The organism is Acutalibacter sp., assembly GCF_056800975.1.
Genome location: NZ_JBQISV010000002.1, coordinates 40407 through 62199, shown reverse-complemented (window position 1 = coordinate 62199; position 21793 = coordinate 40407). Strand labels below are relative to the sequence as shown.

The window sequence follows — 21793 nt, the reverse complement described above, 5'->3', positions numbered from 1 at the left end:
AAATCAAAAACACCGTCTTTTTGCCCCAAAGCAGCCGCTTTCTGCGTCGAAAATCCTTGTCAATCGCGAGATTGACTTGCGGTTTTCTCCTTGAAATCACCCCCTTTGGGGCAAAAATCCGGCATTTTTTCTATTTTCAAACAAGCCCTAAGGCAACACCGCACAAAGACCGGCCTACGGCCTTTGCACATGATTTGCTTGCACTTTTTCCGTCATAGCGCACAGATCTCGCTTGTCAATCCCTAGATTGGCTGCACTCAATCTGTACACTCTGACGAAAAAATTGACTGCGCAACTCACGCGCAATCTTTGTGCGGTGTTGCCTTAAAATCTGCGAAAGGGACATTCCCAAGCCCCTGCCTACAGATACCTCAGCCCGCTGTCCTCCCCTGCCGTCAGCCGGGCCTTGCGCCCAATGGGTAGAATGGCGTGGTTTTCTCCGTGGCCGAAGTCGTCGCAGTACACCACGGGAATGTGATGCCGCTCCCCCAGCAGTTTCAGCCGGGCGTAGAGATGGGGGCAGGGGTGGCCGGCGTAGTTGCCAAAGACCAGCCCGGTCACGGATTTCATAAACGCGCTCTGCTCAATATAGCCCAGCATGGCGCTGACATGGTCCTCCCCGCCGAACTTCTCATGGTCCTCCAAAAACAGAATATGGGGCTCGTTCAGGTCTGCCGGGAAATATTTTGTGCCCAGCAGCAGGGCAAAGTTCACGGTGTAGCCGCCGCACAGCACGCCCTCCGCTGTGCCGGGGTTCAGGCAAAGCCAGGGGGAGACCTTCTCGTGCTCTGTCATACTGTCGCTGAGAATATGCCCCTCAAAGTGGCGGCGGTCATAGTCTGTCCACTCCATAAACTTGGTGGGGTTTTGGCCGTAGTAGGTCTCAAGGCCTGTTATGGCCCAGATGGCGTTGAGAATGCTGGTGCCGTCGCTGTAGCTGCAAATGCGCTTGGGGTTCTGCCGGAACAGCTCATAGTCCAGATAGGGCAGCACCTCCGGCGCGCCCTCGCCCCCGCCGAACAGGAGATACTCCACACTGGGGTCAGCGGCCAGCTGGTTAAAGTCCGCACCCCGCTCCTGGTCAGAGGCAAGATACCCCCAGGTCTTTTTATACATGTTCTCCGCCTGCACCACCTGGAAGCCCTCCTGCTCCATGCTGGCGATGATGTTTTTGTACTCCCAGCGAACCTCCTGGCCGGGCGCGGCCTCATAAAGGGGGATATGGCTGGGGGAGCACAGGCCGATCACGCCCTTTTTGCTCAGTGGTTTTGCCTGCATATGACAGCCTCCTTTTCAAAACAGAATAATAAGGACAAACGCCGCCCTGCCGGTAAGCTTCCAGGCCAAAGGCGGCGTTTGTCCTGTGCGCTCTGTCAATGGCCGGCAGGGGGGCTCTCCTCCCGGGGCAGCTCAAACCAGAAGGTGCTTCCCTTTCCCAGCTCGCTGACCACCCCGTAGGTGCCGCCGTGTAAATCCAGCACGTTTTTTACAATGGACAGGCCCAGCCCGGTGCCAACCTGGGCCCGCCGGTGCTCCCGGTCCACCTTGTAATACCGCTCCCAGATGTCCCGCAGCTTGTCCGCCGGAATACCCTCCCCGGTGTCTGCCACCGAGACCCGCACCCGGCCCTCCCGAAGCTCCTGCCGGAGGGAGACCGTCTTGTCCTCCCCCGCATAGTTGACGGCGTTGTTCACCAGATTGTACACCACCTGCGAGAGCTTCAGCTTGTCCCCTTCCACCCAGGCCTCCTCCTGGTAGGAGAAGGGAAAGCGGTAGTCCGCCAGCTTGTCGTAGCGGGTGAGAATGTCCCGGATGCTCTCCGTCAGGTTGAAACGTTCCTTTTCCAGGGTAATGACCCCAGCCTCCAACCGGGACAGGTCCAGAAGGTCGTTGACCAGGTCGTTGAGCCGCCCGGCTTCGTCAATAATGATCTGTATATTTTCGGGGCTGTTCTCTCCGGGCAGGTCCCGCATCACCTCGGCATAGCCCTTGATCATGGTCAGGGGCGTGCGCAGATCGTGAGACACATTGGCCAGCAGCTCCCGGCGCAGGCCCTCGGTTTTGGAGAGCTCCTCTGCGGCAAAGTTCAGGGTGGCGGCCAGCTCCCCGGTCTCCCGGCCGCCCCGGCCCTCAAAGCGCACCGAGTAGTCCCCCCGGGCCAGCTGCTTGGCCGACTCGCTGATCTCTGTCAGGGGCCGTGTCAGCCGCCGGGGAATATACACCGCCAGAAAAGCCCCCAAAGGCGCCAGCACCAGGGTAAGGCAGATCAGCTGCACCAGCAGGGTCTCCACCGTAGAGGCCAGGGGGGTGAGCTCCGACTCAATCACCACCAGCCGGTCGCTGCCCTGGGGGGTGCGCACCGTAACTGCGTAGAACAGCAGCTCCATGCCCCCCGCTGTCCGGGACTGAAACACCCGGGTATACCGCCCGCCCTGCAGGTTCACCTGGTTATAGAGCTCCGCCCACTCCCGGGAGGTGAGGTTGAAGATCAGGCTGTCCCGGAAGGTGTTGATATACCAGCCCACATACTGCCGGCCCAGGGGGTCGCTGACCGTGATGTTTGACCCGCTGCGCAGGCAGAGCTCCCGGGTGCGAAGCTCCAGGTCCTGGTCCTCCAACCGGGTAATGACAGCCCGGGCGGTCTTTTCCGCCTCGGCGGTTTTGATGGCCTGATAGAAGGGGCCCAGCAAAAAAATCTGAAACACCCATAGCAACGCCACCGCCGCCAGGGCGAACACCCCAAAGCCCAAGGCCATGTGGGCTCCCACGCTCATGGGGCGGCGGGAGGCCTTCTCCTGCTTTCCCTTTCTCATTTTTTCCGGCCTTCCGCTTCCAGCAGCAGGCGGACCAGGGCTAGGGCAGCGTTGCCCACAAACCCCGCTATGCCCAGTCCCGCAAAGAGATACAGAGCGGTCATGCTGGTCTCGCCCGGGCCAAAGAGAATGAACCCCAGCCCCGCCACCCCCAGAAGGGTCAGAGCCAGAGCGGCCAGCTGGCCGTAAAATATTTTCCGTTTCATACTGCCCTCACCTCTTTCCCGGGGGGTCGAACCGGTAGCCCACCCCCCGCAGGGTGACAATATACCCGCTATAGGGTCCCAGCCGCTTGCGCAGCAGCTTGATGTGGGTGTCCAGGGTCCGGTCGTCCCCATAAAAATCGTAGCCCCACACATTGGTCAGCAGCAGCTCCCGGGTAAGGGCCAGGCCCTTGTTGCGCACCAGATAGCTGAGCAGCTCATACTCCTTGGGGGACAGCTCCGCCCGCTCCCCGTCAACAGTGACCACCCGGGCGTCGAAGTCAATGCTCAGGCCCCCAAAGTCCTCTACCTCCCGGGCCTTCTGCGGCTGGGCGGGGCGCACCCGGTTCATGATGGCGTTCACCCGCAGCATCAGCTCCTTGGGGGAGAAGGGCTTGACCACATAGTCGTCGGCCCCCAGCTCAAAGCCGTGTATTTTGTCATACTCCTCTCCCCGGGCTGACAGCATGAGAATGGGAGTGGAGGAGATTTTTTTAATCTCGGCGGCCGCAGAAAAGCCGTCCAGCTCCGGCATCATCACATCCATAATGATCAGGTCAAAGGCCGCCGGGTCCCGGCGGCACAGGCGCACAGCTTCCATGCCGCTGCCGGCCTCGGTGACCTGGTGGCCCTCAAACTCCGCGTACTTGCGGATGAGCCCCCGGATCATCTCCTCGTCGTCTACCACCAACAGACGGTACAAGGCGCTCACTCCCCTGGGACCAGCCGGTCCAGGCACTCCAGATACTTGGCGCGGGTGTTTTTCACCACGTCCTCCGGCAGCTCCGGGGGCGGGGTCTTGCCGTCCAGGTTGTTCTGAATCAGCCAGTCCCGCAAATACTGCTTGTCAAAGCTCTCGGGAGAGATGCCCGGCCGGTAGGCGTCCCGGCTCCAAAAGCGGCTGCTGTCCGGGGTGAGAACCTCGTCGGCCAGCACCAGCTCATTGTTCTCGTCCAGGCCGAACTCAAACTTGGTGTCGGCAATGATGATGCCCCGCTCATAGGCATAGTCATAGCAGCGCTGATAGACCGCCAGAGCCGTGTCGCAGACCCTTTGGGCCATTTCGCTGCCCAGCTTGTCCGCCATGTACTCAAAGGAGACGTTCACATCGTGGCCCTCCTCGGCCTTGGTAGAGGGGGTGAGAATGGGCGCGGGGAGCTTCTCTGCCTGCTGCATACCGGCAGGGAGGGCCTTGCCGCAGAAGCCGCCGGTTTTCTGATACTCCTTCCACATGGAGCCGAACAGATAGCCCCGGATGATGAACTCAAAGGGGAGCATACGCAGCTTCTTCACCAGAATGGTGCGGCCCTGAAAGGCCTCTCCCTGCAGTTCGCCGGGCATGTCGGCCTGGTCCTCAGAGAGCATGTGGTTTTTTACAATGTCGCCGGTATAGCGGAACCAGAAGGAGGACAGGGCGTTGAGCACCCGGCCCTTGTCGGGGACAGGAGTGGGGAGGATCACGTCAAAGGCCGAGACCCGGTCAGTGGTGACAATGGCCAGAGTGGAGTCGGAGACCTGATAGACCTCCCGAACCTTGCCGCTGATAAGCTTTTGCATAGAGAAGACCGCCTTTCGCGAAAGTGTTTGCGCTGATCGTTGACACAGCTCAGAAGAAGGACGTCTTCCTCTGAACAGGCTGCGCAGCCGCCGGCAGAAGAAGGCGGAGATGCCCCCCTTCTCCTCACAGGCGTTTACTCATAGTATAGCCTACCTGACGGGATTTTGCAAGAGGGGAGAGGGCGCCTGTCAGTGCATGGGAGTTCTGAAAACAGGCAAAAATGAGGCGGTCCACGGACTGGGTGAAGTCCATGGACCGCCTGCTGCTGTTTTACTCCTCTGGCGCTGAGGCATAGGGCCGCAGCTCAACCACATCCCCGATCATTCTCTCAATCTTCACCTGGTCGCTTTGCAAATACTGGATGAACTCCCAGATTTCCTTCTCCCGCCCGGTTCCGGGCCTGTACCAGAACACGGCCTTTACCTCCTCGTTCCACCAGAAGGCGACGGCATGGCACCGGCGTTCCGCCTGTTTTTCCAGATAGGCAAGCAGGTCCTCCTCTGTCAGGTCCGCCAGATATTTGTCCAGCGTGGCATAGTTCATTTCCTGTTCGGCAAACTCTCCGGTGCCCACCATCCAATAGGTGATAAAGTATCCGTCGGAGTTGGCAAAGTAGTCCAGCTCCAAACCGGTGGGCGTATCCCCTTCCAAAGAGACAATGGATTTTTTCGCCTTGGGCGCCCATTTGCGGTCTGTGGGATAGTACCCGGCAAAGGCGTCAGGGTAGTCCTGCAGGGTGGCCAGGGCATAGCACCGGTCCTTGGTAAACGCATTCAGGTCAAGGTCCGGGCCCAGCAGCCAGTCCAGAAGCCGCACCATGGTCTCCGGCGGCACCGGCCTGTCGCCATAAATACGGTAGAACCGCCCCTCCCGCCAGAAGCTCAGGGTCTTCTCTGTCTCCAAGCCTCCCAGGGCGGTGACAAGCACCCCGTCCCGGTCCGCCTGAGTCTGCTGGTTTTGCAGAATATACTCCCGCAGCCCCTCCTGCTCCACCAGAGGGATCTCCTCCGGCTGGTCCAGAATGTTGACCGTGATATAGCCAACCGAGGCGTCCAGTTCCTGAGACTGCCACTGAACGGACAGCCGGCTGGGCAGTTCGCTGTCTGGGTCCTCAAACTCCGGGAAGATATAGCTGCTGCGGTAGCCTTCCAGCTCCGGCACCATTTTTTTCAGCTGGGGGAAGTCCCAGAAGCGGTAGGCGTATTCAATGCCAAAGTCGCTTTCCAGATAGTCGTCCCACAGGGCCCGGTTCTCCGCTGTCTGGCTGTTGTACTTGAAGTACTCCTCAGCGGGCATCCCCTCCTCAAAGCTGGCAATATACTCCTGTCTGAGCTGGTTGGTGGTCAGCCCGGCATTCTCTCCGTCTATTTTTGACGTGATGACAATACCCGGCCCGTCCGCTGCAATCATCACGTCATCGGAGTTCTCGATGCTCCGGGCGTTCTGTGCCGCAGGGTTGTTTTCCCCGGCGTCACGCTTGGTCTTCTCCTCTCCGGCAAGCTCCGCGCCGCCCTCGGCAGGGGCCTGGTGAGAGGCCTCCCCCGCTCCTGCGGCCTCCTCCAACGGCAGGTCAGGGGGTGCAAAGGCCCAGCGCAGAATCAGGGGCAGGCACAACGCCGCCACGCAGGCAGCGGCGGCCAGCCAGGTGCCAAATCCCAGCCCGCGCCGGTGCTCCTGCCGCTGGGGTATGCGCCCGGCCTCCTCTACCAGCGCCGGGTCCAGGCCTTCCAGCTTCTCCAAAAACTCCTGGCCGTCCTTGATCCTCATATATCGTACCCCTCCTTTGAAAGATATTCTCTCAGTCCATTGCGGGTGCGGTACAGGCTGGTCTTCACCTTGCTCAGCCCTGCCCCATAACGCTCCGCAATCTTTGCCACCGGGTCCAGATACCAGTACCGCCGGATGAACATATTCCTGGGCTCCTCAGGCAGGGTGCGCAGATACCGCCCCACCTCCTCAGCCAGCATATGCCCGTCCACCTGGTCCTGGGCGTCCCCCTTGGCAGGAATGCACTGTTCCAGCTCCTTGGTCAGCTGGGCCAGGGGGGCGCTGCGCTTTTGCCGGGTACGCCGGCGGCACAGGTCGATGGTCAGCCTGCGGGTAATCTTCGCCAGAAAGGGAAACAGATACTCCCAGGGCTCATGGGGTGGAATGGCGTTCCAGGCCTGTAAATAGGTGTCGTTTTCGCATTCCTCCGCCGCCTGGGCGTCCCGCAGCAGGTGATAGGCCAGGCTGCGCAGCTGCCCGCCGTATTTTTCCGCAGTGTGGGCAAGAGCTGCCTCGTCCCGGGTCAAAAACAGCTCTACAATCCTCCTGTCCTCCATCTTGACTCCCTCCTTTTGAGCGCGCTCACCCCTGTTATCGCCATTCGGGGAGCGGTGGTCACAGTTTTTTCATAATTTTACCGGCTTTTTTGACAGGACTGCCGGAAGAAGCCATGCTTAGCCCTACATTTCTGTTTCAAATCTCTCTGGGATAAATGCAGAAAGGTAGCCTCTCTGCATTTACCCGCCCCAAAACAGACCGCCCGACATGTCCGACAGGAGGAGGCTCCTGCGCCTGACATATGCGCTGCCGCATCCGGCTCCCCTCCGCAACGGAAAAGGCCCCGGCTTCCCGCCAGGGCCTTTCTGTTAATCCTGGGTCTCCCCCTTGTCCTCCAGCAGGGTGATCTCCACCTCGACCTCCTCCCCGCCGGTCATCAGATTATTCCCCGGCCGGTACAGGGTCACCTTCACCTTGTCCCCGGGCTCATACCGCAGCAGCAGGTTGGATACGTCCCGCAGGCTCTCCACCCGCTGGCCGTCCAGCTCAATGATCACGTCCCCCTCCTGGGCTCCGCTGCCTGCAAAGCCGCTGTCCTCGGTGATCTCCGTAATCTGCAGCCCTCTGGGCAGGCCGTAAATCTGGGACATGGCAGAGCTGATCTCCCGGCACATAATGCCCAGCCGGGTGCGCCCCTTGATATAGCCCCCCGCCAGCAGCTCGTTGATAATGGGCTGGGCGCTGCTCACAGGAATGGCGAAGCCCATGCCCTCGTAGCCCTCGGTGATGATTTTGGAGGAGTTGATGCCCACCACCTGGCCGTACATATTCACCAGCGGCCCGCCGGAGTTGCCCGGGTTGATGGCCGCGTCTGTCTGAATATAGGTCATGCCGTTTTCGCTGTACTTGCCCACCTCCCGGTCCAGGCCGGAGATGATGCCCCGGGTGAGGGAGCTGGAAAACCGCTCGCCGCCAGGGTTGCCAATGGCCATCACCCACTCGCCCACCGAGAGCTCAGAGGCGTCGCCGAACTGGGCGGGAGTAAAGCCGTGGTCGTTGGTCTTCAGCACCGCCAGGTCCGTGGTGCGGTCCACGCCCACCACCACCGCGTCATACTCCTGACCGTCATAGGTGGTCACCTTGACCAGCGTGCTTTTGGAGTTGAGCACCACATGGGAGTTGGTGATAATATACCCATCGCTGGTGGCGATAATGCCCGTGCCGGTGCTCTCGCCGGTCTGGCCCTCCCGGGTAAGCTCCGCGGCCACCGTGACTGTGGAGGGCACCACCTGGTGGTACACGGTCTCCGCGTCCAGAACATTGCCCGCAGGCCGTTCCTGAATCTGAATGCCCTCGGTGTTGGGGGTCACGTCCACCTGGGGACGCTCCGGCTCCTCCTCATCCTCCGGCTCCTCAGAGCTCTCCGGCGGAATCTCCGGGTCGGCGTCCCATTCCCCGTCAAAGGGGTCGTCATAGCCGAACAGGGGGCCGCTGCTCTGGCCGCTGTTCGGGGCCAGGGCCAGGTACACCCCAAAGACCACCAGAGCCAGAACCGTGAGCACTCCTAATATCCACAAAAACACCTTTACGCTCCGGGACATCCGCCGGCGTTCCGGCGGAGGCTGGGGAGCCGCATAGCCTGGGGCATTCCCCCCGTAATAGGGGTAGGCCATGGGCTGGACCGGATACGCCCCCTGCGGGTACTGGGGCGGCGGATAGCAGCCCGGCTGGGCCGGAGCATACCCCTGAGGCTGTCCATACCCAGGCTGGCCCTGAGGATAGCCCTGGGGCTGGCTGTACCCCGGGTATGGCTGGGTAAAGGGAGCGCCCGCCGGGTAGCCCTGGGCGGGATACCCCCCATAGGGCTGCTGCACAGCGCCCGGCATGGGAGAGGGCCAGCCCGGCTGCCAGGGGGTCTGGCTGTTCTGGTCCGGCACAGGCGCCCCGCCTTGTGCTGCCGGCTGACTCCACTGGGGGAACGGCTCTTGGGGCGTAAAGGAAGGGGCCGGCCCCCATCCCTCCCCGGTCAGAGGCTCCGTGCCCTCCGGGGGCAGTTCCTCGGCGGGCTCAGGCTCTGGGGCAGGGGGCCTTTGGGCAAACTCCTCCGGTACAGGGGGGCGCACCGGCTCCGCACCCATAGGCTCCCGTGCCCGGGCGATTTCTTCCTGGTCCTCAGGCCGGGGCTCCTCCTGGCAGGGCGGTTCCTCCTGCTCCAGAGCCTCCGCCGGCACAGGCTGCTCTGGCTGTCCCCCAGCGGGCTGGGCCTCTTGGGACTGCTCCCATCCGTTCTCCTCTCTGCGCTCCTCATTCATCGCTGCTGCTCCTTTCCTTCTCCTCCGGCTCAGGGGCCTTTTCCGCCCCGCCGGCTATCCCGGTCTGCCCGGGCTGCGCCTGTTCTTCAGGCTGGCCGGGCGCTGTGTTTTTGTCTGCTTTTTCGTTTTTGCCGGACTTGCCCGGCCGCTCTCCCCGCTGGCTTTTGCGCAGGCGGGGCTCCTTGATTCGCGGGGCCCCCTCCTTGGCCTTGGGCTGGCTGTCCTTCAGCCGGGGCGCGCTCTGGGGCTTGGGCAGGTAGAACTGGAACCGGCAGAACTGCCCCTGCATGGAGGTGACCTGAATGTTCCCCCCATGCAGCTGCAAAATGGTGCGCACCAGATACAGCCCCAGCCCCATGCCGTTCTTATCCCGGCTGCGGGATTTGTCCCCCTTATAGAACCGGTCGAACACCATGGGCAGGTCTTCGGCGGCAATGCCCGGGCCGGAGTTCTCAATCATCACTGTGGTCCGGTCCACACTGTCTGCGGCCAGCACCTGAATCGTCCCGCCCGGGTTGGTAAATTTTACCGCGTTCTCCACCAGATTATACACCACCTGGTGCAAAAGGTCCTGGTCGCCGTAGACCTGGATGGGCTCCGCGTCCTCCAACCCCTGAATCTCGATCTGCTTTTCGTCAATACTCCGCTCAAAGGTGAGCAGCGTGGCCACAATGGTGTGGGTCACGTCAAACCAACCCGGGTGCAGCTTCATCTCCCCGCTGTCAATGCGGGAAAGGTCCAGCATGGACTTGACCAGCCGGGAGAGACGCTTCACCTCGTCAGACACAATGTGCAGGTACTTGTCCTGCTCTCCCTGGGGAATGGTGCCGTCCAGGATGCCGTCGATAAACCCGGCGATGGTGGTCATGGGGGTTTTCAGCTCGTGAGACACATTGGCAATAAAGCTGCGGCGCATCCCCTCTGAGTTGGACAGGGAGTCGGCCATATGGTTGAAGGAGGCCGCCAGCTGGCCCAGCTCGTCCGCGCTGGCCACCGGCACCCGAACCGAGAAGTCTCCGCCGCCCAGGCTGCGGGCCGCCGCGGACATCTGCCGCAGGGGCTTGACCAGCCGGAAAGCGAACACCCCCACCACGCAAAAGGTGACAGTGAGCGCTGCCCCTGCCGCAGCCAAAAACATTTTGAAGGCCTCCATCTGGGTGTTGTTGATGGAGGAGGGGCTGGTGGCGGCAAACACCACACCCACGCAGGGGCCTCCATCCTGCACGGTCATGGGTAAGCCGATGATGTAATACTTGTCCCGATACAGCCCGCCAAAGTCCCCCCGGCCCTCATAGAGGCCCATAGCGGCCTGGTCCACATAAAAGGCGGGCGCCTCCCTGGGGCTCTCAAGCTTGCTGTGGGCAAAGTTGCCCAGCAGCACTTTGCCGTCCAGGTCTGTGATAAAAATATCCGCGTCAATGCTAGAGGAGAAGCTGGCAATGAACCCCTTCAGGGTGTCCGCCTGCAGCTCATACCGGTCCGGCTCCTTCTCGGTGAGATAGCGGCTGGCAATGCCGGCAATCGAGCCCGCGTTTTTGGTGAGCAGCTCCTTTTTCTCCTGCTGCCAGAACCTGCCGAAAAAGGCCATCATCACCCCGCCCAGCATGACAAAGCTGAGAAAGATGATGGCCATGGTAATGCCAAGATACCGCTTGAAAATGCTTTTCTGCATAGGCCGCTCAGTCCTTTGCTTCAAACTTGTAGCCCACGCCCCACACGGTTTTCAGGGTCCATTTGTCCGAGACCCCTTCCAGCTTCTCCCGCAGGCGCTTGATGTGCACGTCCACGGTGCGGCTGTCTCCGTAGTAGTCAAAGCCCCACACCTCGTCCAGCAGCTGGTCCCGGGTAAACACCCGGTTGGGGTTGGAGGCCAGATGGTAGATAAGCTCCATCTCCTTGGGCGGCGTGTCCACCTGCACGCCCTTTACCTTCAGCTCATAGTTGGTCAGGTTGATCACCAGGTTGTCGTAAGAGACCTCCTTGCTGTCATCCTGCCGGCCCCCGGCTTTGCCGCTGCGGCGGAGCACCGCGTTGATGCGGGCCACCACCTCCTTGGTCTCAAAGGGCTTTACCACATAGTCGTCGGCGCCCAGCTCCAGGCCCAGCACCTTGTCGAAGACCTCGCCCTTGGCAGTGAGCATGATAATGGGGCAGGCTGATTTCTTCCGAATCTCCCGGCAGACCTGCCAGCCGTCCAGGCCGGGCAGCATAATGTCAAGCAGAATCAGGTCAGGAGAAAAGCTGTCAAATTTCCGCAGGGCGCTCTCCCCGTCGTTGGCAAGCTCGGCGGTAAAGCCCTCTTTTTCAATGTAAAGCCTCAAAAGCTCACAGATATTGGTGTCGTCGTCCACAATCAGAATTTTGCTGGAAGCCACGGTCCCACCCCTTTGTTTATTGTTGCAGCTACGAACTCCATCTTATTCTATACCGGAACTGTGGCAAAAGCAAGAAAAACAAGTGAATTTTGTGTGAATCCACAGACAAAGGGCGGCAGGAAAGAGCGGCAAGCCCAAAAAGGCCCGCCAGGTCTCCCCGGCGGGCCTTTCGTCTATTTGCGAATCTCGGGCGTGTTGAACCGGTGGGCAAGGCCTGTCTGGAACCTTCCGGCCACAGTGCGGGTCTCGTCCCGCTGCTGTTTTTTCTTGCGGCCGGACATAATCAGCCACAGGACCACTACCAATGCCGCCACTGCCACAAGAAACAGGACATGGAACAAAACCAGGCTCGGCGCCATACCCGCCGCCTCCTCTCCGCCAAATGCCGGCTGTCAAATCGGAGTCTCCCGCCAAAAACCGTTCAAAGGACTCGGTCCAACGCAAAGCCTTTCATTCCGTCCCTTAGCGGAATTTCCTGGGCAGGGAACGCCCAAGGGCGTTGAAATAGGCCGTTGTCTCAAAGAGCTTTTCGTTTTTGGCTTTGTTCTCTTTCTTTCCGCCGAATGCCCAATGTGTAATCAGACCGCCCACGACGAAAAGAACAACAGCGCCAATCACCGCTAAAAACATGTACAGCAAATCAGAATTCCATTGATACAACATATTCCATAAATCACTGAATATATTCAACATATGACAGACCTCCTTTTGGTCTCGGGTGGATGTTCTTTGTCTATCTATACACATTATACTCTGCTTTCAGGGGGCTGTCAATGTGTGATATGCACAAGGTTTACATAACGCTTTTGTACTCTTTCGCTTTGAGCAGCGGCTCTGAGACATAGCGGTTCAGCAGGGGCAGAATGGGCCCGGTGCCAAAGGCCATCAGCAGCGTGCCAATGCCCACCGAGGCCCCGCAGGCAAAGCCCACCCCCACGCACACCACGTCAATGGCAATGCGCCACCAGCGAAAGGGGATTTTGGTGCGCTCGGGCACAATATAGCTGACACAGTCGTAGGGGGCCATGCCCAGGCCGCAGGTGACATAAAAGGAGCAGCCAATGAGCTGCATGGAAACCCCCAGCAGGGTCATGCCCACCCGGGCGGGGATGCCCAGCGCGCTGGCGGTGATAACCTGGCTCAGCAGCCCCCCGGTGATGTCCGCCGCAAAGCCCACCAGAAACATGTTGCCAATGGTGCCCAGCCCCAGCTTGGACCGGTCTGTGGCCAGCACCACCGCCAGCAGCAGAATGTTGAAAATGGCCTGCCAGACGCCAAAGCTTAAGTGAAGCCGGGAGGACACCCCCAGGTTCAGGGTAGAGAAGGGGTCGCTGCCCATAGCGGCCATCATGAAGAACCCCACTCCCGCGCCCATCACGATGACCGCCGCCAGCATGGCCACGCTGCGTTTGACCAGATGCCGGCCCGCGTACCGGCTGAAAAAATGCTCCATGGGCTCAATCCTCCGTTTCAAACAGAATCCCCAGGGTGTTGGGGCCGCAGTGGCTGGCAATGGTGCAGCTGGCCCTGGTGGCGTGAATTTCCATAAACTCCTCGGCGGACTTGATTGTCTCCCGAACCAGCTCCTCCAGCTCCGGGTCGATGCTGGAATAGGTGATGAAAATGTGGTCCTTTTTGATGCGGGGATACTGAGCCAGCTTGTCCTTCACATAGCTTGGCAGCACCTTGCGCAGATTGCCCCGGTACTTTTTGCCCACATGCATGCTGCCGTCGGTGTTGTCCACCTCAATGCAGGGCTTCAGGCTCAGCAGATTGGCACTTACCGCCGCCACGGTGGAGCACCGCCCTCCCGCCCGCATAAAGTCCAGGGTGTCCAGAATAAAGCTGGCGTGCACATGAGAGCGGTTCTGTTCCAGCCTCTGGGCGATCTCTCCGGCGGAGAGGCCGGCCTTGATCAGGTCCCCGGCGTCAATTACCTGTAAGGCAATGCCTGTGGACAGGCTGAAGCTGTCGATGGGGTAGACCCGGCCGGGCGCGCCGCTCTCCTGAAGCTCTCGGGCGGCCAGCAGGCAGTTTTTGTGGGCGCTGGAAATCGCGCCGCCCAAGTTCAGGTGAATCACGTCGTACCCGGCGTTGACCCAGTCCTGAAAATACTCCACATACTCGCTCATGTTGATGGCTGCGGTCTGGGGCAGGGCCTTACGGTCGTAGTAGGCGGCAAAAATCTCCTTTACAGTGACGTCCACATTGTCCTGGTAGTCCCGGCCCTCCAAAATAATGTGAAAGGGGTAGAAATGCACGTCATAACGGGCTTTCAGCTCCTCGCCGATGTCACAGGTGCTGTCGGCACTGAGGACGATCTTTTTCTCAGGCATAGAAACGCCATCCTTCCTCTATGGGTTTGACGGAAAGGGGCAGGCTCAGCCCAGCTCCGCCAACTGCTTGAAGTTGTCCTTCAGGGCCGGGTACAGACCCCGGTATACCTGGTAGATCTTTTCGTACTGGGCCACATTCTCCCGAATGGGCTCCTGGGGTGGGTTCAGCCGGATCATGCTGTCGCAGGCTTCCTGTACCGAGGGGTACAGGCCAGCGCCCACGCCCGCCAGAATGGCCGCGCCCAGAGCAGGGCCCTCCTTGGACTGGACGGTCTGCACCGGCCGGTTGTATACGTCCGCCAGCATCTGCCGCCACAGGGGAGAGGTGCCCCCGCCGCCGCAGGCCAGCATTTGCCGGGGGTCTACCCCCATCTCCCGCAGCACCTCCAGGCTGTCCCGCTGAGAGTAGACCACCCCCTCCATCACAGCCCGCAGCAGGTCGCTGCGCAGGTGCATGGCCGAAAGCCCGAAGAATACCCCCCGGCAGTCCGGGTCCAGGTGGGGGGTGCGCTCGCCCATGAGATAGGGCAGGTACAGCAGCTTGTTGCAGCCCACCGGCGACTGCTCAGCCTGCTTGTCCAGCAGCACATAGGGGTCGATGCACAGCCCCTGGGCGGAGATGATTTCCGAGAAGCAGAAATTGTCCCGGAACCACTTGAGGGACAGCCCCGCCCCCTGGGTGACGCCCATTACATGCCAGGCCCCGGGCACAGCGCAGCAGAAGGTGTGCACCCGGCCCTTGGGGTCAATGGCCAGCTTGTCGGTATGGGCAAACACCACGCCGGAGGTGCCCAGGGTGGTAAAGGCTTTGCCGTCCCGGACCACGCCTGTGCCCACCGCAGCGGCGGCATTGTCTCCTGCGCCGCCCACCACAGGGGTGCCCGGGCGCAGGCCGGTGAGCTCTGCCGCCTGGCTGTGCACCACGCCGGTGACCTCCGGGGACTCGTAGACCTTTGCCAGCAGAGCAGGGTCAATGTCCAGCTTGTCCAGTACCTCCTGGCTCCACTGCCGGCGGGGGACGTCCAAGAACTGCATCCCCGACGCGTCGGAGACCTCGGTGGCGAAATCGCCGGTGAGCATATAGCGCACATAGTCCTTGGGCAGAAGAATGTGGGCGCACTGGGCGTAGACCTCCGGCTCATTCTCCCGCACCCAAAGGAGCTTGGCGGCAGTAAAGCCTGTAAGGGCCGGGTTGGCGGTGACAGCAATAAGCCGCTCGGCCCCCACTCTTTCGGTGATGGTCTCGCACTGCCTGCCGCTGCGCTGGTCGCACCAGATGATAGAGCGCCGGAGCACCCGGCCCTCCTTGTCCAGCATCACCAGGCCGTGCATCTGCCCGGAAACGCCCAGGCCCTTCACGTCCTTGGGGTCCACCCCGCTTTTTTCCATAACGGCCCGGCAGGTGGCCGCGGCGGCGTGCCACCAGTCCTCCGGGTCCTGCTCCGCCCAACCGTTCTGGGGCTGATAGAGAGGGTACTCCTCTGAGGCGCTGGCAATGACAGCGCCCTCCCGGTCAAACAGAACGGTTTTTGTACCGCTGGTGCCCAGGTCGATGCCAATGATATATTCCATAGACTGACGCTCCTTTTCAGGGTATTATTTCCTATTTTCCAACATTTGGGGACGGATGTCAAGGCGTAGTTGGGGGTTGCGCGAAAAATATCTTTGTGATATGATGGAGGAAAGAAGAAAGACCTTGTACAAAGAGGCGAAAGCCCGGGCCGGAGGCCTGGCGGTCACAGCCCCTGTCAAACGATTTGGAAGAAGCTTAAGGGTCTTTTCCCGAAAGCCCCTCTAAACTGCGGGCAAATCCCCCAGGCTCCTGGTCCTACTAATACACCCAAAACACAGGAGGGCAGGCAAGCGTTATGGTGAATGTTTGCCATAAGGGGCTCGACTTGGTCCCGACCGGTTCGCAGCCTGTCTGCCACTGGCAGACGCTCCCCGTCGAATGGGAGCAGATAGCATAGCCGCCCGGTTCTTCCTCCCCATTCCAGAAAACTCCCCCCACATCCAACCCAATGTCGACCCAAGCAGCCCCTATTTTCCCCCGTCACGAAAGGAGCACCCTATGCCTCAATATGACGCTGTCATCATCGGCGCAGGCGTTACCGGCTGCGCCGCCGCCCGGGCCCTCTCTCGCTACGCGGGCCGCTTTCTTGTGCTCGAGCGCGCCGGCGACCTGTGCGAGGGCGCCAGCAAGGCCAATTCCGCCATCATCCATGCTGGGTTCGACGCCCGGCCCGGCTCCTGGAAGGCCAGGATGAACGTTCAGGGCAGCCGGATGATGGACCGGCTGGCAGAGGAGCTGGACGTGCCCTTCCGGCGCAACGGGGCCCTGGTGGCCTGCCTCAGCGAGGAGGGCCTCCCCCGTCTGCGGGCCCTGTATGACCGGGGGCGGGAGAACGGGGTAGAGGGCCTCTCTCTGCTCACCGGGGCAGAGGCCCGGGCTCTGGAACCCAACCTCACCGGCCAGGTCTGCGGCGCGCTTCTGGCCGAAACCTCGGGCATTGTCTGCCCCTTTGAGCTCACCCTGGGCCTGGGAGAAAACGCCGCCCACAACGGAGTGTGTTTTCTGTTCGACGCCCAGGTCACCGGCCTTTGCCAGACAGAGGGGGGCTGGACCCTGGAAACCACCCGGGGCCCGGTGACCGCCCGGGCGGTGGTTAACGCGGCCGGGGTGTACGCGGGGGAGCTCCACAACCAGGTGTGCAAGGAGAAGCTCCGCATCACCCCCCGCAAGGGCGAGTATTGCCTGCTGGACCGCACCGCCGGAGGGCATGTGAGCCGCACCATTTTCCAGCTGCCCGGCCCCATGGGCAAGGGCGTTCTGGTGACCCCCACCATACACGGCAACCTGCTGGTGGGCCCCACCGCCGCTGATGTAGACGACCCCCAGGACGTCGCAACCACGGCCCGGGGGCTGGCGGAGGTGAAGGAGAAATCCGCCTGGGCTGTGAAGGACCTGCCCCTGGGGCAGACCATCACCTCCTTCAGCGGCCTGCGGGCCCATGAGGCGGGCGACGACTTTATTCTGGGCGAGAGCGCCCCCGGCTTTTTCGACGGGGCGGGCATCGAGTCCCCGGGCCTGTCCAGCGCTCCCGCGATCGGGGAGTATCTGGCGGGGCTGATTGCGGACCGGCTGGGGCTGGCAGTCAACCGCAGCTTTGACCCCTGCCGCCGGGGCATCCCCAAAATTGCCGCCCTGTCTTCGGAGGAGCGGGCCGCAAAAATCAAAGAAAACCCTCTCTACGGCCATATCGTCTGCCGCTGCGAGGAGGTCTCGGAGGGGGAGATTCTGGACGCTGTTCACAGTACCCTGGGGGCCAGAACCCTGGACGGGGTCAAGCGGCGGACCCGGGCAGGCATGGGCCGGTGCCAGAGCGGGTTCTGTTCTCCCCGGGTGATGGAGATTCTGGCCCGGGAGCTAGGCCTCACCCTGGACCAGGTGCGTAAAAACGGGCCGGGCTCGGCGGTTGTACTGGAAAAGACCAGAGAGGGGGACTGAGATATGGACCGGGAGCTTGTCATTATCGGCGGGGGGCCGGCCGGGCTTGCCGCGGCCATTGCCGCCCGGGAGGCCGGGGTCCGGGACCTGCTTGTTCTGGAACGGGAGAAGGAGCTGGGGGGCATCCTGAACCAATGCATTCACAACGGCTTTGGCCTGCACACCTTTCAGGAGGAACTCACCGGCCCGGAGTACGCCGCCCGGTACATAGACCGGGCCCAGGCCCTGGGCATCCCATACCGGCTCAGTACCACGGTGGTGGACCTGCAAAGGCAGGAGGCGGGCCTTGCCGTCGCCACAGTGAGCAAAGGAGAGGGAATGGTGCAGATTAACGCCCGGGCGGTTATTCTGGCCATGGGCTGCCGGGAGCGTCCCAGGGGGGCTTTGAACATCCCCGGCGCCCGGCCCGCGGGTATTTTTTCGGCGGGCACGGCCCAGCGTCTGGTGAACCGGGAGGGCTGGCTGCCCGGCAAACGGGTAGTCATTCTGGGCAGTGGGGACATTGGTCTGATTATGGCCCGCCGCATGACCCTGGAAGGGGCCAGGGTGCTGTGCGTGGCCGAGCTGATGCCCTACTCCGGCGGGCTCAAGCGCAACATTGTCCAGTGTCTTCAGGACTATGATATCCCCCTGAAGCTCAGCCACACAGTGGTGGACGTCCGGGGCCGGGAGCGGGTGGAGGGCGTCACCCTGGCCCGGGTGGACGAAAGCCTGCGGCCCATCCCCGGCACGGAGGAGGAGCTGGACTGCGACACGCTGCTGCTCTCGGTGGGCCTGCTGCCGGAGAACGAGCTGTCAAAGGCAGCGGGGGTGGCCCTCTCTCCGGTAACCGGCGGTCCATTGGTGGACGAGAGCCTGGAAACCGGTACGCCGGGGGTGTTCGCCTGCGGCAACGTGCTTCATGTCCACGACCTGGTGGACTATGTGTCAGAGGAGGCGGCTCAGGCCGGGCGCAGCGCCGCTGCCTATTTGCAGGGCAAGCCTTCCGCCCCGTCCCGCCGGGACATTCCCCTGACTCCCTGCGGCGCGGTGCGCTATACGGTCCCCGCTTTTGTGGACCCGGCCCGTATGCCGGAGGAGGTCACCGTGCGCTTTCGGGTGGGCCGCGGCCTGCGGGGGGCTGTGGTGACGGTGCGCGCCGGCGGCAGAGAGCTTCTGCGCCGCAAACGCCCGGTTATGGCCCCCGGGGAGATGGAGCAGCTCACCCTGAAGCGGCAGTGGCTAACCGGGGACGAGGCAGCGTTGGAAATCTGCGCCCAGGAGGCAAAGGAGGGGGAACCGTCATGCCAATAACAGAGCTTGTGTGCATCAGCTGCCCTCTGGGCTGTCCCCTGCGGGTAGAGACCGACGGGGCGGGCCGGGTCATTGCCGTAACAGGGAACACCTGCAAGCGGGGCGAGGACTACGGCAGGCGGGAGGCAACCACCCCCATGCGCACCGTCACCTCCACCGTGGGGGTGACAGGGGGGACGGCCCCGGTGGCTGCTGTGCGCACCAGGGGAGAGGTCCCCAAAAACAAAATCTTCGCCGTGATGGAGGCCCTGCGGGGGGTTATTGTTCCGGCCCCGGTAGAGCTGGGCCAGGTCATCATCCCCCACATTGCGGGCACAGACGCGGACCTGATTGCCACCCAGCGGGTGGAGCGGCGGGAAGCCCAGGAGGAAAACCAATTTGCTGAATGAAAAAATAACCACCATACTCTTCGACCTGGACGGCACCCTGCTGCCCATGGACACAGAGTCGTTCACCCAGACCTATTTTAAGCTGCTGGCAAAAAAGGCCGCGCCCTATGGCTATGAGCCCAAGACTTTGGTGAATGCAGTGTGGGCCGGCACAAAGGCTATGGTGATGAACGACGGCTCCATAAAAAACGACGCCCGGTTCTGGCAGGTGTTTGCCCAGGAGCTGGGAGAGGACATTCTGCGGCTGCGGCCGGTGTTCGACCAGTTTTACAGGGAGGAGTTCCACGGGGCCCGGGCCGCCACCCGGGAGAACCCCTATGCAAGGCAGGCGGTAGAGGGCCTGAAGGCCAGGGGCTGTCAGGTGGCGTTGGCCACCAACCCGCTGTTCCCTCTGGCAGGTCAGGCCACCCGGCTGAGCTGGCTGGGGCTGGCGCCTGAGGACTTCGCCCTGGTGACCAGCTACGAGAGCTGCTCCTTTTGCAAGCCCAACCCCGCCTACTTTGCCCAGGTGCTGGAACAGCTGGGCCGCAGTCCGCAGGAGTGCCTGATGGTGGGCAACGACGGGCGGGAGGATGTGCAGGCCGCAAAAGCGGCGGGCCTTTCCGTCTACCTGGTGACAGACTGCATGGAGCACACAGAGGGTGTGGACCTCTCTGGAACAGAGCAGGGCAGCTTTCGGGATTTTATGGAATTCGCGGGGCTTTGCTGCTGTTAATTGCCCGGAATCAGGGCATGATATAGAATAAAAACAAAACATCAAGGAGGTACTGTTATGTCTGTTCTTACAATCACTGCTGAAAATTTTGAGGCCGAGGTGCTGCAGTCAACCAAGCCTGTGCTGGTGGACTTTTGGGCGGCCTGGTGCGGCCCCTGCCGGATGTTCTCGCCTATTGTGGACGAGTTCGCGGAGGAAAACCCCGAGGCGGTAAAGGTGGGCAAGCTCAATGTGGACGAGCAGCCTGACCTGGCAGGCCGCTATGGGGTCATGAGCATTCCCACCGCCATTCTGTTCAAAAACGGGGAGCCCGCCGCCACGCTGGTGGGCCTGCAGTCCAAGGCCGCGTTGGAGGAGCTTATCAAATAGTGGAGAATGCAGAGAAGACCTACGACATGCTCATCATCGGCGGGGGCCCTGCCGGCTACACCGCCGCCCTGTATGGGGCCCGGGCAGGGCTCAGCGTGGCCCTGCTGGAAAGGCTGGCTCCTGGGGGGCAGATGGGCACCACAGACCAGATCGACAACTATCCGGGCTTTCCCCAGGGGGTTAACGGCTTTGAGCTGGCTATGGGGATGAAGGAGGGGGCCGAGCGCTTTGGGGCCCGCACCATCTCCGCTGAGGTAACGGCGGTAGAGCTGGCAGGGGACATAAAGACCGTTCACGCGGGCAAAGAGAGCTATCAGGCCAAAGCTGTCGTGCTGGCCACCGGAGCCCAGCCCCGTGAGCTGGGCCTGCCGGGAGAGGCGGCTCTGCGGGGCAGAGGGGTCTCCTACTGCGCGACCTGCGACGGCATGTTCTGCCGGGGCAAAGCCGTGGCCGTGGTAGGCGGCGGCAACACCGCTGTGTCCGACGCTCTCTACCTTGCCCGGCTGTGCGAAAAGGTGTACCTGATTCACCGGCGGGACCAGCTGCGGGCCCCCAGAGGAGACCGGAAGCGGCTGGAGGACACCGGCAAGGTGGAATTCCTTTGGGACAGCCAGGTTGCGGAGCTGCTGGCGGAGGACCGGCTCACAGGCCTGAAGACGGTCAACAAAAAAACCGGAGCCCAGCGGACGCTGGAATGCGCCGGGGTGTTCATTGCCGTGGGCCAGAAGCCGGACACAGCGTTGTTTGCCGGGCAGGTGGACCTGGACGAAGCCGGCTATGTGCTGGCAGGAGAGGACACCCGAACCAACCTGCCGGGGGTCTACGCTGTGGGAGACCTGCGGAAAAAACCACTGCGGCAGATTGTCACCGCTGCGGCGGACGGAGCCGTGGCGGCCCAGCAGGCGGAGGAATACCTGAGCGCCCGGCCCTGAGGCCCCGGCACAGAAAAAAGAGCGGTGCTTCCCGTGGAAGAACCGCTCTTTTTTTGTTGAACCGCCCGGAGTTGCGCGGCCGCGTCCGTGCCGCCGGGTTCAAAAGAGGTACGCCTTTTTTGAACTGCGTTAACTATAACGCCGCCCGCCAGAGCCGTTGTTGGGGTTGGGCAGGAGGTTGTAATTCCACCGGGGCCGGTCGTTGGGCATGTAAAAGTACACAAACTTGATGGAGAAAATGTCGCAGATAATAAAGTTGTTCACCGGCTCGTCATACAGGGTGACAAAGCTGCGGCCCACAAAGTACAGAATGCCCTGCTTGCGCATAATCTGCCCTGTGCCGATGAGAAACTCGATCACCACAAAATTGCCGATGTTCTGGGAGAGAATCATCTGCATGGAGCCCCGCATCTCCTCCGAGTCAAAGTCCTCCTGGGGCGGATGCTCAAAATTGTCCAGCGCCGCCGCGCCGTCGGCCTCGGCCATATAGTCGGCCCTGCTCTGCAGCCGCCGCATGGTCGGGGAATTTCTGCCGCATTCTCTCTGGTTGCTGTTCATGATATGCCTCCCTTTCTGTTCTGGCTGTGCTGCGCTTTCAGGCCTTAAAGCTGCCTTTGGGGTATTTTCACTGTCGTTTTTGGGCGAATTCTGGCAGCTTTCAGGCCCTAAATGGGTCAAAATCTGCCCCAAAGCTGCGGGAAAACAGACCCCCGGAGCCCCTCTGA

At 61.6% G+C, this 21793-nt stretch carries 23 protein-coding genes; 7 read left to right on the top strand and 16 right to left on the bottom strand.

The genetic code is table 11. From position 1 onward, the window contains the following. A partial coding sequence (locus ACTO5E_RS00670) for a hypothetical protein (RefSeq protein ID WP_482300674.1) occupies positions 1–218 on the top strand: 218 nt, incomplete at its 5' end. 142 nt (positions 219–360) lie between these two features. Here ACTO5E_RS00670 and ACTO5E_RS00665 read toward each other — a convergent pair. The 15 genes from ACTO5E_RS00665 to xylB form a co-directional block, all read right to left on the bottom strand. Further along, positions 361–1278, bottom strand: coding sequence for a S66 peptidase family protein (locus tag ACTO5E_RS00665; protein ID WP_482300673.1), 918 nt, complete (start codon positions 1276–1278; stop codon positions 361–363). Between the two features lie 95 nt (positions 1279–1373). After that, on the bottom strand, positions 1374–2813 hold the full coding sequence (locus tag ACTO5E_RS00660; protein WP_482300672.1) for a sensor histidine kinase: 1440 nt from the start codon (positions 2811–2813) through the stop codon (positions 1374–1376). Beyond that, a complete protein-coding gene (locus tag ACTO5E_RS00655) occupies positions 2810–3019 on the bottom strand; it encodes a hypothetical protein (RefSeq protein ID WP_482300670.1) in 210 nt (69 codons plus the stop codon). Before ACTO5E_RS00655 ends, ACTO5E_RS00660 begins: the two co-directional genes overlap by 4 nt. Positions 3020–3026: 7 nt before the next feature. Then, positions 3027–3719: a response regulator transcription factor gene (locus ACTO5E_RS00650; RefSeq protein WP_482300668.1), complete on the bottom strand. Its 693-nt coding sequence runs from the start codon at positions 3717–3719 to the stop codon at positions 3027–3029. Between the two features lie 5 nt (positions 3720–3724). Then, positions 3725–4621 (bottom strand): phosphoribosylaminoimidazolesuccinocarboxamide synthase, encoded by an 897-nt coding sequence (locus tag ACTO5E_RS00645; RefSeq protein WP_482300677.1) that lies wholly within the window; start codon positions 4619–4621, stop codon positions 3725–3727. Between the two features lie 223 nt (positions 4622–4844). Then, a complete protein-coding gene (locus ACTO5E_RS00640; RefSeq protein WP_482300667.1) occupies positions 4845–6341 on the bottom strand; it encodes a hypothetical protein in 1497 nt (498 codons plus the stop codon). Beyond that, a complete protein-coding gene (locus ACTO5E_RS00635; RefSeq protein ID WP_482300665.1) occupies positions 6338–6898 on the bottom strand; it encodes an RNA polymerase sigma factor in 561 nt (186 codons plus the stop codon). Before ACTO5E_RS00635 ends, ACTO5E_RS00640 begins: the two co-directional genes overlap by 4 nt. 309 nt (positions 6899–7207) lie before the next feature. Continuing rightward, positions 7208–9151 carry a S1C family serine protease gene (locus tag ACTO5E_RS00630; RefSeq protein ID WP_482300664.1) on the bottom strand — a complete coding sequence of 648 codons (1944 nt, stop codon included), beginning with the start codon at positions 9149–9151 and terminating at the stop codon, positions 7208–7210. Then, positions 9144–10823 carry a HAMP domain-containing sensor histidine kinase gene (locus tag ACTO5E_RS00625; protein ID WP_482300662.1) on the bottom strand — a complete coding sequence of 560 codons (1680 nt, stop codon included), beginning with the start codon at positions 10821–10823 and terminating at the stop codon, positions 9144–9146. The genes ACTO5E_RS00630 and ACTO5E_RS00625 overlap by 8 nt, the downstream gene beginning before the upstream one ends. Before the next feature lie 7 nt (positions 10824–10830). Next, positions 10831–11526 (bottom strand): response regulator transcription factor, encoded by a 696-nt coding sequence (locus tag ACTO5E_RS00620; protein WP_482300660.1) that lies wholly within the window; start codon positions 11524–11526, stop codon positions 10831–10833. A 173-nt stretch (positions 11527–11699) separates the two neighbouring features. Beyond that, positions 11700–11885 carry a hypothetical protein gene (locus tag ACTO5E_RS00615; protein WP_482300659.1) on the bottom strand — a complete coding sequence of 62 codons (186 nt, stop codon included), beginning with the start codon at positions 11883–11885 and terminating at the stop codon, positions 11700–11702. A gap of 103 nt (positions 11886–11988) precedes the next feature. Then, entirely contained in the window at positions 11989–12219 is a 231-nt protein-coding gene (locus tag ACTO5E_RS00610) for a hypothetical protein (RefSeq protein WP_482300658.1), read from the bottom strand. Between the two features lie 100 nt (positions 12220–12319). Next, the gene (locus ACTO5E_RS00605; RefSeq protein ID WP_482300656.1) at positions 12320–12979 is read right to left on the bottom strand and encodes a YczE/YyaS/YitT family protein; all 660 of its coding nucleotides are present in this window, start codon (positions 12977–12979) and stop codon (positions 12320–12322) included. A gap of 4 nt (positions 12980–12983) precedes the next feature. Next, positions 12984–13862: a DegV family protein gene (locus ACTO5E_RS00600; RefSeq protein WP_482300654.1), complete on the bottom strand. Its 879-nt coding sequence runs from the start codon at positions 13860–13862 to the stop codon at positions 12984–12986. 45 nt (positions 13863–13907) lie between these two features. Next, complete coding sequence (gene xylB / locus ACTO5E_RS00595) at positions 13908–15434, bottom strand: xylulokinase (protein ID WP_482300652.1); 1527 nt, start codon at positions 15432–15434, stop codon at positions 13908–13910. A gap of 499 nt (positions 15435–15933) precedes the next feature. Between xylB and ACTO5E_RS00590 the strand changes: the two genes are divergently transcribed. Genes ACTO5E_RS00590 through trxB form a run of 6 tightly spaced genes read left to right on the top strand, consistent with a single transcriptional unit; the run spans position 15934 to position 21068 of the window. Next, positions 15934–17370, top strand: coding sequence for an NAD(P)/FAD-dependent oxidoreductase (locus tag ACTO5E_RS00590; RefSeq protein ID WP_482300650.1), 1437 nt, complete (start codon positions 15934–15936; stop codon positions 17368–17370). A gap of 3 nt (positions 17371–17373) precedes the next feature. Beyond that, entirely contained in the window at positions 17374–18663 is a 1290-nt protein-coding gene (locus ACTO5E_RS00585; protein WP_482300648.1) for an NAD(P)/FAD-dependent oxidoreductase, read from the top strand. Next, the gene (locus ACTO5E_RS00580) at positions 18654–19052 is read left to right on the top strand and encodes a DUF1667 domain-containing protein (protein WP_482300647.1); all 399 of its coding nucleotides are present in this window, start codon (positions 18654–18656) and stop codon (positions 19050–19052) included. The genes ACTO5E_RS00585 and ACTO5E_RS00580 overlap by 10 nt, the downstream gene beginning before the upstream one ends. Continuing rightward, entirely contained in the window at positions 19042–19767 is a 726-nt protein-coding gene (locus tag ACTO5E_RS00575; protein ID WP_482300645.1) for an HAD family hydrolase, read from the top strand. Before ACTO5E_RS00580 ends, ACTO5E_RS00575 begins: the two co-directional genes overlap by 11 nt. 57 nt (positions 19768–19824) lie before the next feature. Continuing rightward, positions 19825–20136, top strand: a complete 312-nt coding sequence (gene trxA / locus ACTO5E_RS00570; protein ID WP_482300643.1) for a thioredoxin — start codon at positions 19825–19827, stop codon at positions 20134–20136. Between the two features lie 26 nt (positions 20137–20162). After that, the gene (gene trxB, locus ACTO5E_RS00565) at positions 20163–21068 is read left to right on the top strand and encodes a thioredoxin-disulfide reductase (RefSeq protein ID WP_482300675.1); all 906 of its coding nucleotides are present in this window, start codon (positions 20163–20165) and stop codon (positions 21066–21068) included. Positions 21069–21197: 129 nt separating this feature from the next. On the opposite strand, the gene ACTO5E_RS00560 is transcribed toward trxB, so the two are convergent. Further along, entirely contained in the window at positions 21198–21626 is a 429-nt protein-coding gene (locus ACTO5E_RS00560; RefSeq protein ID WP_482300642.1) for a hypothetical protein, read from the bottom strand. Between the last annotated feature and the right edge of the window lie 167 nt (positions 21627–21793).

What these genes read in the sequence shown, in the direction of transcription:
- ACTO5E_RS00665 (WP_482300673.1), bottom strand. Translation starts at nt 1,278, where the DNA reads ATGCAGGCAAAACCACTGAGCAAAAAGGGCGTGATCGGCCTGTGCTCC.
- ACTO5E_RS00660 (WP_482300672.1), bottom strand. Translation starts at nt 2,813, where the DNA reads ATGAGAAAGGGAAAGCAGGAGAAGGCCTCCCGCCGCCCCATGAGCGTG.
- ACTO5E_RS00655 (WP_482300670.1), bottom strand. Translation starts at nt 3,019, where the DNA reads ATGAAACGGAAAATATTTTACGGCCAGCTGGCCGCTCTGGCTCTGACC.
- ACTO5E_RS00640 (WP_482300667.1), bottom strand. Translation starts at nt 6,341, where the DNA reads ATGAGGATCAAGGACGGCCAGGAGTTTTTGGAGAAGCTGGAAGGCCTG.
- ACTO5E_RS00635 (WP_482300665.1), bottom strand. Translation starts at nt 6,898, where the DNA reads ATGGAGGACAGGAGGATTGTAGAGCTGTTTTTGACCCGGGACGAGGCA.
- ACTO5E_RS00630 (WP_482300664.1), bottom strand. Translation starts at nt 9,151, where the DNA reads ATGAATGAGGAGCGCAGAGAGGAGAACGGATGGGAGCAGTCCCAAGAG.
- ACTO5E_RS00625 (WP_482300662.1), bottom strand. Translation starts at nt 10,823, where the DNA reads ATGCAGAAAAGCATTTTCAAGCGGTATCTTGGCATTACCATGGCCATC.
- ACTO5E_RS00615 (WP_482300659.1), bottom strand. Translation starts at nt 11,885, where the DNA reads ATGGCGCCGAGCCTGGTTTTGTTCCATGTCCTGTTTCTTGTGGCAGTG.
- ACTO5E_RS00610 (WP_482300658.1), bottom strand. Translation starts at nt 12,219, where the DNA reads ATGTTGAATATATTCAGTGATTTATGGAATATGTTGTATCAATGGAAT.
- ACTO5E_RS00605 (WP_482300656.1), bottom strand. Translation starts at nt 12,979, where the DNA reads ATGGAGCATTTTTTCAGCCGGTACGCGGGCCGGCATCTGGTCAAACGC.
- ACTO5E_RS00600 (WP_482300654.1), bottom strand. Translation starts at nt 13,862, where the DNA reads ATGCCTGAGAAAAAGATCGTCCTCAGTGCCGACAGCACCTGTGACATC.
- xylB (WP_482300652.1), bottom strand. Translation starts at nt 15,434, where the DNA reads ATGGAATATATCATTGGCATCGACCTGGGCACCAGCGGTACAAAAACC.
- ACTO5E_RS00590 (WP_482300650.1), top strand. Translation starts at nt 15,934, where the DNA reads ATGCCTCAATATGACGCTGTCATCATCGGCGCAGGCGTTACCGGCTGC.
- ACTO5E_RS00585 (WP_482300648.1), top strand. Translation starts at nt 17,374, where the DNA reads ATGGACCGGGAGCTTGTCATTATCGGCGGGGGGCCGGCCGGGCTTGCC.
- ACTO5E_RS00580 (WP_482300647.1), top strand. Translation starts at nt 18,654, where the DNA reads ATGCCAATAACAGAGCTTGTGTGCATCAGCTGCCCTCTGGGCTGTCCC.
- trxA (WP_482300643.1), top strand. Translation starts at nt 19,825, where the DNA reads ATGTCTGTTCTTACAATCACTGCTGAAAATTTTGAGGCCGAGGTGCTG.
- trxB (WP_482300675.1), top strand. Translation starts at nt 20,163, where the DNA reads ATGCTCATCATCGGCGGGGGCCCTGCCGGCTACACCGCCGCCCTGTAT.
- ACTO5E_RS00560 (WP_482300642.1), bottom strand. Translation starts at nt 21,626, where the DNA reads ATGAACAGCAACCAGAGAGAATGCGGCAGAAATTCCCCGACCATGCGG.